Genomic DNA, 16975 nt, shown 5'->3' on the forward strand with positions numbered 1-16975 from the left:
TGTGTTCGTGACAAATACTTGAGTCTGTCACGGTCCTTTTTTAATCCTAACGAGATCATGAAGAAAATTTCATTACATTTCATTTCTCCGGGATGATATTGCTTAAGTTTGTTTAGGGTGCGGTTGCTCGCCAAACAAAATGCTGTAAACCCGGCACCTAAATTATCCAAGATAGTTAGGCATCGCCAATGGACTATGGAATTTAGGATTTAACCGTAAATAACTTCCCTATTTTACAGAGGGTTCGGTAACTCGATTGGCAGGTGTCGGCGGCAGGGAAAGCCGCCGTCAAGCCTACACGGACGTATTCACGGCGTCCTGTCAAGCGAGTTACCGAACCCTCAACAAAGCTCGTAGTTCCAGGACGTTATTTATCACGAAATCCTTAAGTGCCGGGTGAATGCATTCATGTAAGCTTAACGACGGAATCCGATCGCCAAGAATGGCGTTTATCAATCTGTAAAAAAACCGGGATAAACCTTACACTCGAATTAATTTTTTGGCGACTCTGTTTTAAGAGAACGGAATGAACTCCATCAAATCCGGCTAAATGCACTGAAATTTTTAATCTTTCTAGTTCAATAACATAAACCTTATACACTGCGTTTATTTTAATTATTCAGCATAAGTTATGCATAACAAGGTACCGGGTATTAATTAGAAATCAATGCCGACGCCAAACCGACCTCATTCGCTGAATAATTACCATTGGTTAAGTCGGGTCGAACGAATTTAATCTCTATGCCGTAATGCATTATTCAACGCTTGTTTGATTCGTTCGCGCGAGCTTCGGGAAAGTGTTACCGATTCGGGCAGCAACTTAAACTCAATCTGGCTTGCGCTTCGTACCGTTTCACGTAATCTTTTCATATCCCGAACATAGCGCCGACACAAGCCGCACATCGCGACATGAAGCCGTAAACCGACCCCTTCCCGAAAAGTCAATTTGCCGTCCATCGCTTTTGTTGCCAGAACACTGGCTTCTTTACACGTCAACATAATCCCAGCCTTTACGCATTAAACCAATTCAAGTCCAGACAGTGGCGCAGCCGCACTCTGGTCCGAGACATCATCACCCAAAAGTTATTCGAGGTAATCGACATCGCTACGCAAATTTCTTCGGCGTCGACCCCGTCGATCTCACGCAGTACGAACAACTGCGCCGATTTAGGCGGCAAACGCTCGATACAGCGTTGCAAAACGTCGAAAAATTGCGATTGCTCGAGCGATTTATCCGGTTTGGACCAGGACGAAACATCGTGTTGCCAATTACCCTTTTCGTCGAAAAATTCGTCCTCCCCTTCGATTGCCGCACCGTTGTCATAGTCCTGACTCGACTCTTTAGAAATTTTGCGAAAATGATCGATGATTTTGTGTTTTAAAATTCCGATCAGCCAAGTTTGCTCGGAAGCCTGTCCGGCGTAACGATCTCTTGCCCTGAGGGCAGCCAGCAATGTTTCCTGGACCAAGTCTTCGGCAGCATCCGGATTGCGGAGCCGCGCATAGCCGTATCGGTAAAGAATATCGCCATACAAGTCAAGCCATTGCTCCGGCTTTGACAATTGATGCATCATTTAAAACTCCCCGTGATTTCATGAGTTGAATTCACGAATACCTTTAGCCGAGACGTGAAATCATAAGATAAGCCGCTGCCGAAACGAATGCGGCACAAGGCAGCGTGATCATCCAAGATGACACGATGGCGGCAATCGTGTTCCAGCGCGCCTTGCCGCTCGATACTCCGATTCCGAATAACGCACCGACCGTCACATGTGTCGTGGATACCGGCATACCGAGTTGGCTGGCGATAATAACCATCAATGCCGTTGTCGTGTTCGCCGCAAAACCTTGCCGATGATCGATTTCGGTGATTTTATGGCTCATGGTCTCGGCAACATTCCTCGCATTGAGCAGGCCGCCAACTGCCATCATCAGCGATACCAGCAAAATGATCATTGCTATCGACAACCCGGGAGCAAGCAACAACAAGGCGGCTATTTTCGGCGTATCGTTCAATCCTCGCGCGAAGCAGACCGTACCTGCACTCAAAATGTGCAACCTGTCGAATAGCCTCTCAAGATTGAACCCGAACAAATGAGTATGCGCCGATTCCGCGCAGTCCGTCTTCCGAGCCATAATCAGGTCTAAACCAGGTCTTTTAAGCTCCACGGCAATGGCTTCGACAGGAACGAATGAGGCGCGCTCTTCGACGCACAAACAAACATCGTTAGCGGTGTCGATTTGCCGGCCGGCTCGTAGAAATAACGAATAAGCCATAATCGCCAGCAATACCGCCAACAACGGACTCAACAACAGCGGCAAAACGAAATTTTCTACTAGCGCAGCCAGGTTCATGTTGTTTCCAGCCGCAAGCCAACCGCTGCCTGCCATCGCCCCCAGCAAGGCATGAGTCGTCGATATCGGAAAGCCGATACGCGTGGCCAAAATAACCGTCGCTCCGGCTCCGGAGGCCACCGCCGTGATAAAAGGCACCGACTGGACCAATGCATCATCGACGAGACCTTTGCCGGAAAATTTGATGATCAAGTGCTTTGCCAAATAGAGCGCGCAGAACGAGCCCAATAACGTGGTAATTGTGGCCCAAAGCAACGCCGCCCGGTAACTTGCCGTGCCGCTACCGTAAAGCGAAGCAACGCCCTTGAAATTATCGTTGGCCCCGTTCGCATACGCGAGAAAACACACCGAAACAAACAATATCGTAATCATCGGCTTTCCTTTTTAAAGTAGGAATCGTCATGGCAATGAATCCCGATTGAGTTCGCTATTTTCGCGTTGGTAGTTGAAAAGACATCGAAAGCGTCATCCCGGCAGGGATTGCCGGCATCCAGGCCACAAGGACGTGAAATCTCCTCGCCATCCATGGCTTCTAGGCCCCGGTAACTCTGCCGGGGCAACGCCAACTATTAACGCAATATAGCCATTAAATTCGCTATTTTCGACGCCATGCATGATAAAAGCTCAGCCAGCGCAGCAGTTTTTCCGGCGCATGCGCGCGCTTCCAAACGCCGGCCGCGTATTTGTTGGCTTCGGCTAGGGTCGGGTAGATATGGATCGTGCCGAGAATTTTGTTCAGGCCGATGCCGTGTTTCATCGCCAAAACGAATTCGGCGATCAAATCGCCCGCATGCTCGCCGACTATCATCACGCCCAGAATTTTGTCCTTGCCGGGCTCGGTCAGCACTTTAACGAAGCCATGCGCCTCGCCGTCGGCGATCGCTCGGTCCAGTTCGTCGATACCGTAAGTCACGACTTCATAGGGAATGTTTTGCTGCTCGGCTTCTTGCTCGTTTAGGCCGACCCGCGCGACTTCGGGGTCCGTGAAGGTTGACCACGGAATCACCGAATAATCGGTGCGGAATTTCTTGAACGTTCCGAACAGGGCATTGACGGCGGCATACCAAGCCTGATGCGCGGCGGTATGCGTGAATTGATAAGGCCCCGCGACGTCGCCGACCGCATAGATATTCGGATAGTTGGTAGCTTGGAACGGGTCGGTCGCAATGGTCTTGCGCGGCGACAGGGCAATGCCCAGTGCCTCGACACCGTAGCCTTCGATATTCGCGGCCCGTCCGATCGCGACCAGCACTTGATCGAACGGAATGCGGACCGTTTTTCCGTCGTATTCGGCGATCAGGATTTTTTCGCCGTTGTCGACGATAAATTCCTTCGCGGTATGTTCCAATCTCAAATCGACGCCATCCTGTCTAAAACTTGCCATCACCGCTTCCGACGCTTCCGGATCTTCGCGGACTAATAGGCGCGGCGCCATTTCCACTAGCGTCACCCGGCTTCCGAGACGGGCGAAGCATTGCGCCAATTCGCAGCCGATCGGTCCGCCGCCGAGTACCAATAAGCGTTTCGGTAATTCCCGCAAGCTCCACAAGTTGTCGGACGTCAGCGGTTCGATGCTGTCTATGCCGGGTATCGGCGGCACGAAAGGTCGGGCGCCCGCGGCTATGACGATCGCTCGCGTCGTCAGCGTTTTACCGCCTTCCGGCGTTTCGACCCGCACTTCCCAAGGCGAGATGATTTTCGCCTCGCCGGTCACGACCTCGACGCCAAGTTCAGTATAGCGTTCGATCGAATCGTGCGGTTCGACCTTTTCGATGACCGATTTCACGCGCGCCATCACATCGGCGAAATCGAAATCGGCGCTGCTCTGTCTGATGCCGAACTCTTCGGCGCGCCGGTGCTGGGCCAGCCATTTTGCCGAGCGAATCAGCGCTTTTGACGGGACGCAGCCGGTATTCAGGCAATCGCCGCCCATTTTGTCCTTTTCGACCAACGTGACCTTGGCCTTGACCGCTGCAGCGATATAAGCGGTCACCAAGCCGCCCGAGCCGGCGCCGATCACGACGATATTGTTATCGAAATGCGCCGGCTTCGGCCAATCGGCGAAGACTTTCCGGGCTTGTATCTGCTCGACGATTTTCTTGGTCAATAACGGAAAAAGGCCCAATAACGCGAACGAACCGAGCAAGCCCGGCGACAAAATATCCGACAACGATTCGATCCCCGCAAGCTGAGTGCCGGCGTTGACGTAGACCAACGTGCCGGCCAGCATGCCGACTTGACTGACCCAGTAAAATGTCGATAGGCGAATGGCGGTCAAACCCATCGCCAGATTGATCATGAAAAACGGAAACAACGGAATCAAGCGTAGCGTGAACAGATAAAACGGACCGTCCCGTTCGATTCCGGCATCGATCGTTCGTATCGCCGAACCGAAGCGGTCTTTGACGATATCGCGAAACAAAAAGCGCGCGGCCAGAAAAGCCAGCGTCGCGCCGATCGTCGAAGCAAACGATACGATCACGGTGCCCCACAGTAAGCCGAATAGCGCGCCTCCGGCCAAGGTCATCACCGCCGCGCCGGGCAAAGAAAGGGCCGTGACCAGAACATAAATCAGCGCATAAACAATGGCCGTGGCGACTGGTTGCGCGGCGATGCGGGCTTCAATCGCGGCCTGATGCGCTTTCAGCTCATGTAGGGTCAAAAAATCGGAATATCCGAAATAAAAAAAGGCGCCGATCAGCATCGTGATCACTGCAATCAATATCAGCTTCGGGGCTTTCATCGTGTTTTCCTTGTCGTTTTCATGGTTTGAACCTCAATGGCGAGTGTGTCTATGCTTCAGTCGGTTGTAACAGCGATTTCCTTACAGAAAAAATGCGGAACGGCTTGACGCCGGCCACTTAGAGATCGATCAGACCCACTACTATATCTTACTCACCAGGACCCTCTCGCCGATAGGCCCCCGGCGTTTTCCCGAAGGTCCGTTTGAATGCCTTGCTGAAAGCCGGCACCGATTCGTAACCGCAACGTTCGGCCACGCGTTCGATGGTCATGCCCGGCTCCCTTAGCCAATGCGACGCAATCTGCATGCGCCATTGACCGAGATATTCGATCGGCGATGCACCGATGGACGCCGCAAATTTCTCTGAAAACACGGTCTTCGACATCCCGGCGCGGCGGGAGAACTCGGCGAGGGTCCAAGGCTCCCAAGGTTGTTCGTGAATCAGGTTCAGGACGGTAGCTAATCTTCGGTCTTGCATTGCCGAAAACACGCCTCGATCGACGAGCTCGTTCTCGATGCAATGCCGTATTGCCAAGATGAATATGCTGTCGCATAAACGTTCGACGACAGAGCCGCTGCCGAATCGCGGTACGGAAGCTTCCATATTGATCAGCTCGATCAGTCTGGTCAACACGTCGCCGGCCTGGCTTCGTTTGATCACGATTTCCGGCGGTAAGGCGCGCCATATCAAGGATTCGGGCATTCCCAATTCGATCTCGCCGCACACGAATCCCGCCTCCCCGTCCGACCAAGGCGTAAGTTGCGTATTACTCATCGTGTCCGGCAAGTGTTCCTTGCTGTAGGACAAAAAATGTTCGTCCGAATGCGGTAAAAATAAAATAAGGTCGCCTTTTTCCAATAACAGCGGCGCGTCCCATTTCGAAGTGTAAACCCAACCCTCGCCCTTGCTGAGCATATGAAAAAAAACGGATCGATCCGAATTGTGATCCATTAGCCAACGCCCGCACACGCCGCCGGAATAAATCAATTTTGCATGTAAATTCAAGCCGTTGACGAGCGAAGTCAACACATCCATAAAAGCCTCCCGAACGATCGAACAAAAACACCGGAATTCCGGGCATGGCATACGCGGTGGCGATTGCTTATTCTCTAGGCATCGGTATTGCCGTGCCATACCGAAATCGGCCGCCAGGCATTAACCGTATTGCTATCCGGCAGACGGTACGCCAGCGGCCTGGTTTGTTAATCATTTTAATCCGGAGATCCCTAATGTCTTTATTCAAAATCCACACAATCGAACAAGCGCCAGCCGAATCCCGGCCCTTATTGACCGGCGCGCACCAAAAATTCGGCTTCGTTCCGAATTTATTGGGCGAATTGGCGGAAGCGCCGGCAACGCTAGAAGCCTATCTAACGCTGAATTCGATCTTCGACAAAACTTCGCTAAGCCCTGTGGAACGCCAGATCGTCTTGATCGCCGCCAGTATCGAAAATGACTGCACCTATTGCGTCGCCGCGCACTCGATCATGGCCAAGAATATGATCAAGGCCGACGCTCGAATCATCAATGCTTTACGCGAACAAGATCCCATCCCCGATGACAAACTGCAAACATTGGCAGAGTTTACCCGGAGCGTGGTCGAAAATCGCGGGTTTATCGACGAACAAGCCCTGAGCGCTTTTACCGCCGCGGGTTATTCGAACAGGCATATTTTGGAAGTCATTCTCGGTGTTACGATGAAAACGCTCAGTAATTACGCTAATCATGTTATGGACACACCGCTCGATGACGAATTCAAAGCGGAGGAATGGTCGAAAGACAATTGAGAAAACCGTATCGATATCATACAGGTATTGATTACAAAATCGACAAACCTAAATTCTGCAGCATCGTAGGGATGCTACGCCTACCTTATATCGGGTAAGTATTCAGTCCCCCTGAATCCCCCTTTTTCAAAGGGGGAGGCCAACAATTACGCCTGAATTGCGGTAATTTGCCAACGGGGTCTGAATACTTACTATATCGACGCAGAGCTACACTTGAGAGCACGTTAAACTACGGGTAGGATTGCTGTGGTACGCACAGCGTACCCTACAGTCTTCAAATTTCAAGATTGGTGTAGTATTAATTTCAACTATTAACGCGAACATAGCTATTTTTAAGGATTAACAGAACCCAATGCGCTCGGATAAGGGGAAAAATAATACGACGATTGAATATAGGGATCCGGCGATTTTCGAAAATGATGCTTCAACAAGATTATTGGAGCAATGAGAGGTACTTCGTAGTTCCGGTAACTGTCGATCAATTCGCACAGTTCGGCTTTATCGTCGCGGCTGATGTCTTTTTTTAAATGTCCTTGAATATGTTGCAAAACATTGACGTGATTAGCTCGGGTCGGCATCGTCAACAACATGCTCATCAGCTGTAAAATATATTGATAGGCAATCTCGGTTAAATTATCTTTGTTCAGCCCAGCCAATAATTGCCCAAGATCCCGATAGTCGCCGTGACTCATGATGATTAATTTATGCCTCGCATGAAAATCTATCAAGGCACGGGCGCTAAGACCTTCTTTCAACAACCTTTGCCAGCGATACATAACATAAACCCGCTTGAAAAAAAGATCGCGTAAACAAGGATCTTGTAGCCGGATAGATTCTTCGATAGGTACCAACGGAAATCGATGCATGATTCTCAATGTTTCGATCGCCAAACCCTCAATAGCACCCCCCGTTTTTGTAACTGCTTGCTCCGGTCTTTTCATAATATAACCGCAGATTCCAGCCATCTTATCCGTGCCGGAATCGGAAATTGCCGAAGCTTCCTGAATAAGCAAGGACTTTTCTTCTTCGGCCGAAAACGGCTTCCATTCAAAAAAACTCTCGATCACTTCGCTAATCAAACTATCGCGATTAGCCACTTCTTTTTCTCCGGGTTGGTCAAGCAAACAACCACTGATGCCCAATGGGATTTTATTCATAGCAGTCGATACCTAATTGAATCATATTGGAAATTTTCGGTTTTAGCGGAAATATAATGAGTATGCTTCCTTGAGCCACTCGGTCGGGAACTGGGGTAATGAAAATTGCCTACTATTTACCGATTCATCATCAATAAGAGTGTTTTTCTATTCCATTGAGAGATGAATAAACCTCTTCCTGCGGGACAAGTTATTTAACCCGTTTCCAACACGTCTCGGAAGGGGTGACAAACCCATACGCTTCAAGCTAAAAATGGCCAACCCGCATCACGCTCTTTACCAAGCTCCAGCTTGGGAAAGACACCCTAGAAGCCCCCCTTCGACATGCTCAGGGCAAGAGCTTCCTGAGACCGACACAACCTCCGCACATTCCCTGACTCGCTCGTTCAATCTTTCTTGATTGGGGAAGCTAGAGCTTCCTGAACAGGTTACCCAAGCTGGAGAGCTTGGGTAACAGCATATTGTAGTTTTTGCGACTACGACTGGCCCCTGCTCGGACACTTGGCTTCGGCAAGCGGAAGCATCTTGCTAATCAGGTCAAATTTTGGCGCCGAATTTTGAACCATGAAAAGAATATATTCTTCGCTAAAACTTAAAAAAATCCTGAAACCAATCCTTCGCTTTTTCAACATCGGTTTGAACACAAGGTGAACTGGTCTTTGGCGCCGATCCGCGAATGAATGGAAATTGCCTCACATTTTCACAGTCCTGATTAGCCAATAACCCTGTGTACGGGTCGATCCAAACCGTGTCGACATTATCCGGCGGCGTCAAAACGACCGGAATACTGGAAATCTGCTGCATCACGTCGGACCAAATCTTTAATGCACCGGTCGACCCGGTTAATCCCGAAGGTTTATTATCGTCTCGCCCTACCCATACGACCGACAGATAATCACCGCTAAAACCGGCGAACCAGCTATCTCGCAATTCATTGGTCGTTCCGGTTTTGCCGGCCAACCCGAAGTCTCTCGGCAAATAATTATAGGCCGATCTGCCGGTACCGTCTGTCATCACTTCCTGCAAAATGGTATTGGTAATATAAGTCGCCGCCGGATCGACCGATTGTCGCACGTTAAACGGGTAACTTTGTAAGCGCTTGCCGTTGCCGTCGACCACGCCGCGTATAGCTCTAAGCGGCGTGACGAAACCGTCTCCAGCTAGGGTTTGATACATTTGCGTGACGTCTAAAGGCGACAGCGGCGAGGCCCCCAATAACAGAGAAGGATATAAATCGACAGACCGATTCACGCCCATATCCTTTAAGGTTTTTGCCACTCTCGCGATACCGACATCCATGCCGATTCGAACGGTCGCGAGATTGTAAGAATTCGTCAAGGCCTTATGCAGCGGCACTTCACCATGTTCAGTATTATCATAATTTTTTGGCGTCCAATTACCTTTGCCACTTTTTACGGTAATCCGAGTGTCGCTGACCGGAGTCGTTATCGTATATTTAGCCGGATATTCCAGCGCGGTCAGATATACCACCGGTTTTATCAACGACCCTATCGGGCGCACCGCATCTAGTGCCCGATTGAAACCGGCCGAGGTTTTATCCCTGCCTCCCGCCATCGCAACAATTTCCGCGCCTTCCCGACGCGTCACGATAACAGCCGATTCCAATTCATTCGCGCGAGGATTCTTTTCAAGTTCGCGCATTTTTACCGCCAATGATCTTTCCACGGCGTTTTGCACTCGAGGCTCCAATGTGGTAAATATTCTCAAGCCTTCGGAAGTCAGGTCGTCGTCTTTGTATTCTTGCTGCAATTGACGCTTGACCAAGTCCATAAAAGCCGGATATCGATTGACCGCACGATGGGTTTGCGGCATCACTTCCAGCGGCTGTTTTTTCGCTTCATCAGCCTGTTTTAACGTGATAAAACCTTGCTCATGCATTTTATCGAGCACTAACTCCCGCCTTTTTAATGCTCGTTCTGTGTGCCGACGCGGATCGTAATAAGAGGGACCTCTGACCAATGCGACCAGGGTCGCCATCTGCGCCAAAGGTAAGTCTTTAAGGGTTCTGCCGAAATAGAATTCGCTCGCCAAGCCGAAACCATGGACGGCACTAGCTCCATCCTGCCCTAAATAAACTTCATTGAGATAGGCTTCAAGAATTTCGTCTTTACCGTAACGATACTCGATGATCAACGACATAAATACTTCGTTAATCTTACGCCAAAAACTACGCTCGGACGTCAAATAAAAATTCTTGATCAATTGTTGGGTGATCGTGCTGCCGCCTTGCACAATGCCGCCCGCTCTGACATTCGCCAACATAGCCCGCAGTATCGCTTTGATCGAAATACCGTAATGATTATAAAAATCACGATCTTCTGTCGCGAGCAAGCCTTGAATCAAGGTATCCGGAGTTTCCGATAGTTTAATCAAAACCCGGTCCTCCTTACGAGTCGGATAAAAGCTGCCTATCTGAATGGGGTCCAAACGAGCAACAGCAACCGCCCCCCTGCCCGATAAATCGGAGATATCGGAAATTTCACCCGGTGAAAATCGAATCTGTAATGCACGACTATCCTGAGATTGGTCCCAGAAATCGAACGCACGGGTTTTTACATTGATAAACAATCCCGACCGATAATAGGTCCCTTCGGAAGATAACTGAGAATCTTGACGATATCTCAATTGCTGCAGAAGCTTTTCGAAATCGGCGATGTTCATTCTATATCCGGCATAAAGCTCTTCCGGATTAGCATAGACACGCGCCGGAATCGCCCAACGCTTGCCTTCGAATTGCCTACGAACGTTATAATCCAAATAACCGATGTAACTGGATAATATAAATACGGCAAATACAAAGCCTAATAACAGGATTTTTTTAAACCACCCGAAACGGCGATGAGTTTCCGGGCGCTTTTTATTGCGAGTTGCGCGCCTACGCGGCTTTCTGGTCGTTTTCTTGGGCGTTACGGATTTTTTGGGTTGTCTTGCCATGATGTTGCGGTTTTAATTACCAAGAAGTCATTTAAATATGCGTCCACACGAATAGTAAGCCCATGACTTACCAGTCTTTTTTGAAAAGAGGAAACTATCGACAATCCGGAAGACGCGAGTATTATGACTATAGTAGCGATGATTGCTTAAAGAAGCGTTATCCTAGCCCAGCTTTAACATTTTCCGACCATAAAGTATTGAATAATTTTTAAAAGCTGGGTGACCCCATAATTTTCAATACCTTAGGCCATAAACACTACATTTCTTAAGGCTGGGCTGGAGCCTCTGCCGAACCTTGATATGACACGACGAGGTATTATTTGAACTTAGAAGAACACTAATTATATAGAAAACGCGTGCTTTTATCGCCTTCTATTAATAGTTGCTGCAGCGGAATATAACCATGCTCGATCAATAACTGGCTTGGCTTACCGAAAATATAACCTTGTCCATAATCGATACCTAGATCAACCAAAATTTTAATCAGCCGCGGGCACTCGATAAATTCGGCAATCGTTTTTTTACCGAGTTGCTTGGCAATTTCGCTCATTGATCGGACCAAAACTTGATCGGTATCGTCATTAACTAAATTTCGAATAAATTGTCCATCGATTTTTACAAAATCGACCGGAAACTTCTTTAAATAATTGAACGAACAAAAACCCGCGCCAAAATCGTCCAACGCAAAATGACAACCCAAAGCTCTAATTTGATTAATCATATGCCGAGTTTGCTCGAAGTTATCGACCGCCGAGGTCTCGGTAATCTCAAAGGTGATCCGCTCGGCATTGACCCAAGACAATTCCAGTTTTCTTTTGATGGTCGGCAATAAAGCATCGTCCTGGAAAGCGACTCCGGATAAATTAATCGACAACGATACATTGGACAATTCGGGGGGAAGCGCCGCTAAAAAATCAATCGCATTCTCAACCACCCATAAGTCGATGCTATGTATTAAACCCATTCGTTCGGCAACCGGAATAAACTCGGAAGGGCTAATGACCTTGTTTTCATGCCCCCGCATTCGAATCAGTACCTCATAATGCGAGACCTCGCCGGTTCTAAGATTCACTACCGGTTGAAACATCAAAAAGAAATTTCGCATTAACAAAGCATCCCTAATCAAAGGGACCCAATAAACATCGCGATGCCGTTCTTTGATGGCTTTATCTTCTTCGTTATAAAACCAGACCATATTTCGGCCGTTTTGTTTCGCCAAGCAACAAGCTTGGTGCGCTCTAGATATTAATTCCTCGGGATGCTGAATAACTTTCGCCGATTGCAACGTAGCGATGCCGATTGACGCGGTAATACTGTAGCAAACATTGCCGGTTTGAAATCGGCTTTCATTGAGCCCTTTACGGATATCTTCGGCAACTTCACGCGCCTTAAGGCCGGATATATTATCGAAATATAGACAAAACTCGTCCGAGTCGATGCGAGCAAACCAAGCATCTAGTCTCACCAGCTTTCGAATCGTTGTCACAACATCGATAATCAATTTATCGGCCATATCGAAGCCTTCCAAATCGTTAATCAAACCGAACCGATCCAAGTCTATCAACAACAATGCGCCGTTTTGCTGCAACTTTTGGTTCCGCGTCAAACTCAATCGAATATAGTTTTCTAATTGCGTTCTATTCATAAGGCCGGTCAATTCATCATGAGCGACCAAATATTTTAATTTCGCATCGAGCAATTTTCGCGTCGCCAACTCGTTGATCAACCTTTCCTGTTGCTGGTAACGCATAGAACGCTCGATTTTAAGTAGCAACAACATTTCTACTAAAATAACGAGTTCAGGCCCACGAAGCGGCTTACATAGCTCGTAGATCAGCGACGACGAAACGGAAGCATCGGACACTTGACTTGGGCGTTCGTTTTTAAGAATGATAAAAGGTAAAAAAACGCCCGCTTGTTCACCCGAAAGTGAATAACACATATCTCTAACGTGCCCGCCGGGCAAATCTTCATCGACAATAATCAAGCCTAACTCTTCGGCGTTGTCTACATAGGGTCGAATGATGCGATAAATATCGCCGCATTCAGCGGCAATCGCAAAATTAGAAAACCCTTTATCTATCAAAATCGTTTCAATTTGTGCGACAGTTTTCCGATCCATTCCGGCAATGATGATTTTACTTTGTCGCTGAGAGTTACTTAACATCGTATTCACTGGTTGATGTGTTAAATGCTTGACGGCTTCCGATTCGGACTATTTCTCGATGAAGCCCTTGATTTATCGCAAGCCTCACCTAAGCTTGACTGCAATACACTATAAAATGTCAAAACTTTAACAAGTATAATGAAGAAATCCGTTTTGCCAATGCCGCATTCCGACTCGTCCAATTTAACCGCAGCCGATTTATTGAAAGGCGATCTTCAATTAACATCGCCGCCGGCAATTTATTTCGAGCTAAAAAAAACGCTTGAAGATCCGTATAAATCGATCGTCGATGCCGGCAAAATTATCGAAAAGGACCCGGCTTTATCGATACGCTTATTGAAATTGGTCAATAGCGCTTTTTTCGGTTTCCCATCACGCATCGTCACGATCAGCCATGCCATCACGCTGATCGGCACGCAAGAACTTCAAAACTTAGTGTTGAGCACATTGATCATAGATCGGTTCTCGATGCTACCGAACGGTATGCTGTCCATGCATGACTTTTGGGCGATGAGCCTAAGAAGCGCATTAACCGCTAGAGAATTAGCAGCCCATTGGGACACTGACGAAAACGACGAAGCTATTTTTATTTGCGGCTTACTCCATGAAATCGGCAAACTGGTATTTTATCGCCGCATTCCCGAATTAGCCCGAGAAGTCGGATTACTAGTCGAATCGACCGATGCCGATGAAATAAAAACCGAACGAAACATAATCGGTTTCGATCATTATGAAACCGGGGCGGAACTCGCTAGATTATGGAAGCTGCCTGAAATCATTAGCGAAACGATTGCCTTGCATGCCCACCCCGACAGCACCGGACGCTATCAAACCGCAGGTGCTATTGTCAGATCGGCCAACCGGATAGCTAAAATGGCCTTTTTCGATACTGAAACAGACCTATCGGAAATCGGCATTTCCGACGAGCAACTAAGCGATATCATCGACAAAGTCCACGATCAATTCGAGGAGATTTTCAACATATTTTACCCGCACCGATAACGCGTCATTCCGCCGGTTAAATTATTTCTAATACTATCTTGCCTTGAGTATGGCCTTCACCGATCAAGCGATGCGCTTCGGCGGCTTGGTTTAACGATAAGCAATGCCCGACAACCCCTCGCAAATTTCCGAATTCGATAAATTCGGCGCAACGATTAAGGATTTCGACATGCTTATCGCGCGCCGCATCTAGATCTCGCAACATCGGCGTCAACATCAGTTCGAAACCGATTTTGAGATTGCGCATCCGCGCTTCCGACCAATTCAAGGCTCCGGGGTCGAGAAGCGTGACCAAGCTTCCGAAATGCGCAGTGGCTTCGATGCTGTCTTTGAACACTTCAGGTCCGACCGTATCCAAAACGACATCGGCCCCTCGCCCGCCGGTTAATTCATTAACTCTTTCGGCGAAGTTGCATTGACGATAATCGATTGCTTGATCCACGCCTAGGCTTAAGACAAAATCAGCTTTCGATTCAGAACTTACCGTCGTTAGAACCTCGGCTCCTTCTAATTTAGCCAATTGTATCGCGACATGACCGACGCCGCCTGCCCCGGCATGAACCAGGACGGTTTGGCCGTCCTGCAAACCGCCGCGATCGAATAACGCGCCCCACGCAGTAATCAACACCAATGGCAAAGCCGCCGCCTCGACGAATGACAAAGACTTAGGCTTAAGCGCGACCCAACGGCTATCGAGCACGGTATATTCGGCATAATTGCCAGGCTCCCGCCCCAACCCTCCATTACAAAACCAAACTTCATCGCCGGGCTTGAAATTTTGTACCTCGGCGCCCACTTCGACAACAACGCCGGCACCGTCGCAACCTAGTACTGCCGGCAGAGCGTCCGGATAAAACAAACCGTTACTTCTAACCTTGGTATCGATCGGATTAATACCGGCCGCCTTGAGCCTGACTTTCAATTCGGTCGGTTTAACGATATTCGGCTCCGCGATATCCGCCAATTGCAACATCTCGGGGCCGCCGGCTCCGGTCATTAAAACTGCCTTCATGTGTTTTTCTCCTGTCGATATACTTCGCATAGTTCAAGTCGGCGCAAGCCCCGACCACTGATCGTAGTAATGTTGATAGGTATGACGCTTCAGCAAGAATACATTTCCCGAAGTCATGCCGTATATGTCCGGTAGATTATAGCCGTTGAAACGATGCGCTTTGACCAAGGCATAGGCGCCGGCATCCGAAAACACCAATCGATCTCCCTCTTGCAACGGTCGATCGAAACGATATTCTCCGAAAATGTCTCCGGCCAGACATGTCGATCCCGCCAAAATCGCCGAATACCGCCCATTAGGGCAATGCTCAAGCAACGGCGGATGCCATTGGTATTCGAAGACTTCGGGATGATGATTGACCGAGGTATCCAATACCGCGATGGATTTGCCGTCGCTGACGAAACAATCGACGACCGAAGTCGCCAAATAGCCGGCCCTTCCAACCAAGGCCTTGCCCGGCTCAATCAATACTTCGAGTCCGAATTCCTTGCGCAATTGCTTGACCGAATCGATAAAAATATCGAACTGCCCGATTTGATCGTATAAATAACCTCCGCCGAGATTCAACCATTCCAACCTAGAAAATACGTTGCCGAGCCGATTTCTTATCGCCGTCAAGGTTTGAACGAGCGGGTCGAAGTCCGATGCCGAAAAGATGTTATGGAAATGCAATCCTTTAATCCGACCGCTCAGGGCATTCATATCTAACCCCTCCAAATCGATGCCGAGTTTCGAATAAGGCCGACATGGATCGTAGCGCCGATCATCCAAGAACGAGAGCTTAGGATTCAAACGTAAACCGACCGAAGCGCCTTGTTCCCAATACTTTGTAAACAAATCCAGCTGACGATAGGAATTGCAACTGACATGCGAGCAAATCCGCGTCAGCTCTTCGACTTCGTCCGCTCGTATGCCGGGCGTAGTCAAATGCACCGATCCATTTCCGGCCAATACTTCAGAAGCCAACCTTGCTTCGAACAAAGAGCTCACCGAAAAACCATCGAGATAAGGCCGCATCATATGCAAAATCGGCAAAAGAGGCAGGGATTTAACAGAATATAAAACCTTACATCCCGAACGATCGCGAAGATTGCTCAAGGTCTGCAATGTTGATTCAATCGCATCAAGGTCGTAAACAAAGGCAGGCGTTTCTGCTAGCTGTTCCTTTAATTGCGTCCATGACATCGTCAAAATCTTCCCCTACCCTTATAGATTGCAGTTTCTGTTATTACATAATCCATATAAATATCATGCGCCTCCATAACAATTTCAGGCATTATCTGCGTTTCGAAACAGACCCCGATTAGCACCGTATCTTTTCCGACACTTTTCAACAGACGATCGTAATAACCGGCGCCATTACCTAAGCGCCCTCCGCTTCTATCGAAAGCAACACCCGGAACCATGACTAAGTCCAAAGCTTCGGGCGCTATTTCCTTCCCGGACTCGCCCCACCGCTCCTTCGGCGGCTCGAGTATGCCCCACGTTCCAGGCTGCAATTCTTGCAAGCCCTCGAGCTTCCAAAGACCCAATCGGTTTTGACCATCGGCGTCCTTGGTGCAATAAGGAACAATCACCTGCTTATCGCCCGATAACTGTTCGCGAACCTTATCGCGAGTCCTAACTTCGGAGCGGCAATGTAGATAAAACATAACCGTCTTGGCCTGCTGATAAGCGGCATGCCCTAGGAATTTATCGACTATCTCCCGGCTAACCGCATCCTTATCGCGCTGAGCGTTCCGGGCATCATAAGCCTTTCGCCGCTGTTGAGCTTTATCAATGTGCATCATGGTTCA

At 48.6% G+C, this 16975-nt stretch carries 13 protein-coding genes; 2 read left to right on the plus strand and 11 right to left on the minus strand.

Annotation, left to right across the window (positions count from 1 at the left end; all coding sequences use genetic code 11):
- Window positions 1–732: 732 nt before the first annotated feature.
- From ACRJJO_RS02830 to ACRJJO_RS02850, 5 genes are all read right to left on the minus strand, one after another.
- The gene (locus ACRJJO_RS02830) at window positions 733–999 is read right to left on the minus strand and encodes a hypothetical protein (RefSeq protein WP_431064425.1); all 267 of its coding nucleotides are present in this window, start codon (window positions 997–999) and stop codon (window positions 733–735) included.
- Between the two features lie 11 nt (window positions 1000–1010).
- On the minus strand, window positions 1011–1574 hold the full coding sequence (locus ACRJJO_RS02835) for a sigma-70 family RNA polymerase sigma factor (protein ID WP_431064426.1): 564 nt from the start codon (window positions 1572–1574) through the stop codon (window positions 1011–1013).
- A gap of 43 nt (window positions 1575–1617) precedes the next feature.
- On the minus strand, window positions 1618–2727 hold the full coding sequence (locus ACRJJO_RS02840; RefSeq protein WP_431064427.1) for an inorganic phosphate transporter: 1110 nt from the start codon (window positions 2725–2727) through the stop codon (window positions 1618–1620).
- Between the two features lie 223 nt (window positions 2728–2950).
- Entirely contained in the window at window positions 2951–5098 is a 2148-nt protein-coding gene (locus ACRJJO_RS02845; RefSeq protein WP_431064428.1) for an FAD-dependent oxidoreductase, read from the minus strand.
- A 148-nt stretch (window positions 5099–5246) separates the two neighbouring features.
- Window positions 5247–6134 carry an AraC family transcriptional regulator gene (locus tag ACRJJO_RS02850; RefSeq protein ID WP_431064429.1) on the minus strand — a complete coding sequence of 296 codons (888 nt, stop codon included), beginning with the start codon at window positions 6132–6134 and terminating at the stop codon, window positions 5247–5249.
- A 194-nt stretch (window positions 6135–6328) separates the two neighbouring features.
- Between ACRJJO_RS02850 and ACRJJO_RS02855 the strand changes: the two genes are divergently transcribed.
- Window positions 6329–6886: a carboxymuconolactone decarboxylase family protein gene (locus ACRJJO_RS02855; protein ID WP_431064430.1), complete on the plus strand. Its 558-nt coding sequence runs from the start codon at window positions 6329–6331 to the stop codon at window positions 6884–6886.
- A 332-nt stretch (window positions 6887–7218) separates the two neighbouring features.
- Here the strand turns inward: ACRJJO_RS02855 and ACRJJO_RS02860 are convergent, their stop codons facing one another.
- The 3 genes from ACRJJO_RS02860 to ACRJJO_RS02870 all read right to left on the minus strand — a co-directional run bounded on the left by ACRJJO_RS02860 (window position 7219) and on the right by ACRJJO_RS02870 (window position 13165).
- A complete protein-coding gene (locus ACRJJO_RS02860) occupies window positions 7219–8043 on the minus strand; it encodes a YbgA family protein (protein ID WP_431064431.1) in 825 nt (274 codons plus the stop codon).
- Between the two features lie 585 nt (window positions 8044–8628).
- On the minus strand, window positions 8629–10998 hold the full coding sequence (mrcB, locus tag ACRJJO_RS02865) for a penicillin-binding protein 1B (protein ID WP_431064432.1): 2370 nt from the start codon (window positions 10996–10998) through the stop codon (window positions 8629–8631).
- 337 nt (window positions 10999–11335) lie between these two features.
- On the minus strand, window positions 11336–13165 hold the full coding sequence (locus ACRJJO_RS02870) for a putative bifunctional diguanylate cyclase/phosphodiesterase (protein ID WP_431064433.1): 1830 nt from the start codon (window positions 13163–13165) through the stop codon (window positions 11336–11338).
- A 138-nt stretch (window positions 13166–13303) separates the two neighbouring features.
- On the opposite strand from ACRJJO_RS02870, the gene ACRJJO_RS02875 reads away from it, so the two are divergent.
- Window positions 13304–14167, plus strand: coding sequence for an HDOD domain-containing protein (locus ACRJJO_RS02875; RefSeq protein WP_431064434.1), 864 nt, complete (start codon window positions 13304–13306; stop codon window positions 14165–14167).
- Window positions 14168–14183: 16 nt separating this feature from the next.
- On the opposite strand, the gene ACRJJO_RS02880 is transcribed toward ACRJJO_RS02875, so the two are convergent.
- The 3 genes from ACRJJO_RS02880 to ACRJJO_RS02890 are packed head-to-tail and all read right to left on the minus strand — an operon-like array spanning window position 14184 to window position 16966.
- Entirely contained in the window at window positions 14184–15179 is a 996-nt protein-coding gene (locus tag ACRJJO_RS02880; RefSeq protein ID WP_431064435.1) for a zinc-dependent alcohol dehydrogenase family protein, read from the minus strand.
- Window positions 15180–15212: 33 nt separating this feature from the next.
- Complete coding sequence (locus ACRJJO_RS02885) at window positions 15213–16364, minus strand: carboxynorspermidine decarboxylase (RefSeq protein WP_431064436.1); 1152 nt, start codon at window positions 16362–16364, stop codon at window positions 15213–15215.
- A gap of 2 nt (window positions 16365–16366) precedes the next feature.
- Window positions 16367–16966 (minus strand): 5-formyltetrahydrofolate cyclo-ligase, encoded by a 600-nt coding sequence (locus ACRJJO_RS02890; RefSeq protein WP_431064437.1) that lies wholly within the window; start codon window positions 16964–16966, stop codon window positions 16367–16369.
- Between the last annotated feature and the right edge of the window lie 9 nt (window positions 16967–16975).

The sequence above is a fragment of the Methylotuvimicrobium sp. genome (assembly GCF_050611805.1).
Classification (GTDB): Bacteria; Pseudomonadota; Gammaproteobacteria; order Methylococcales; family Methylomonadaceae; genus Methylotuvimicrobium.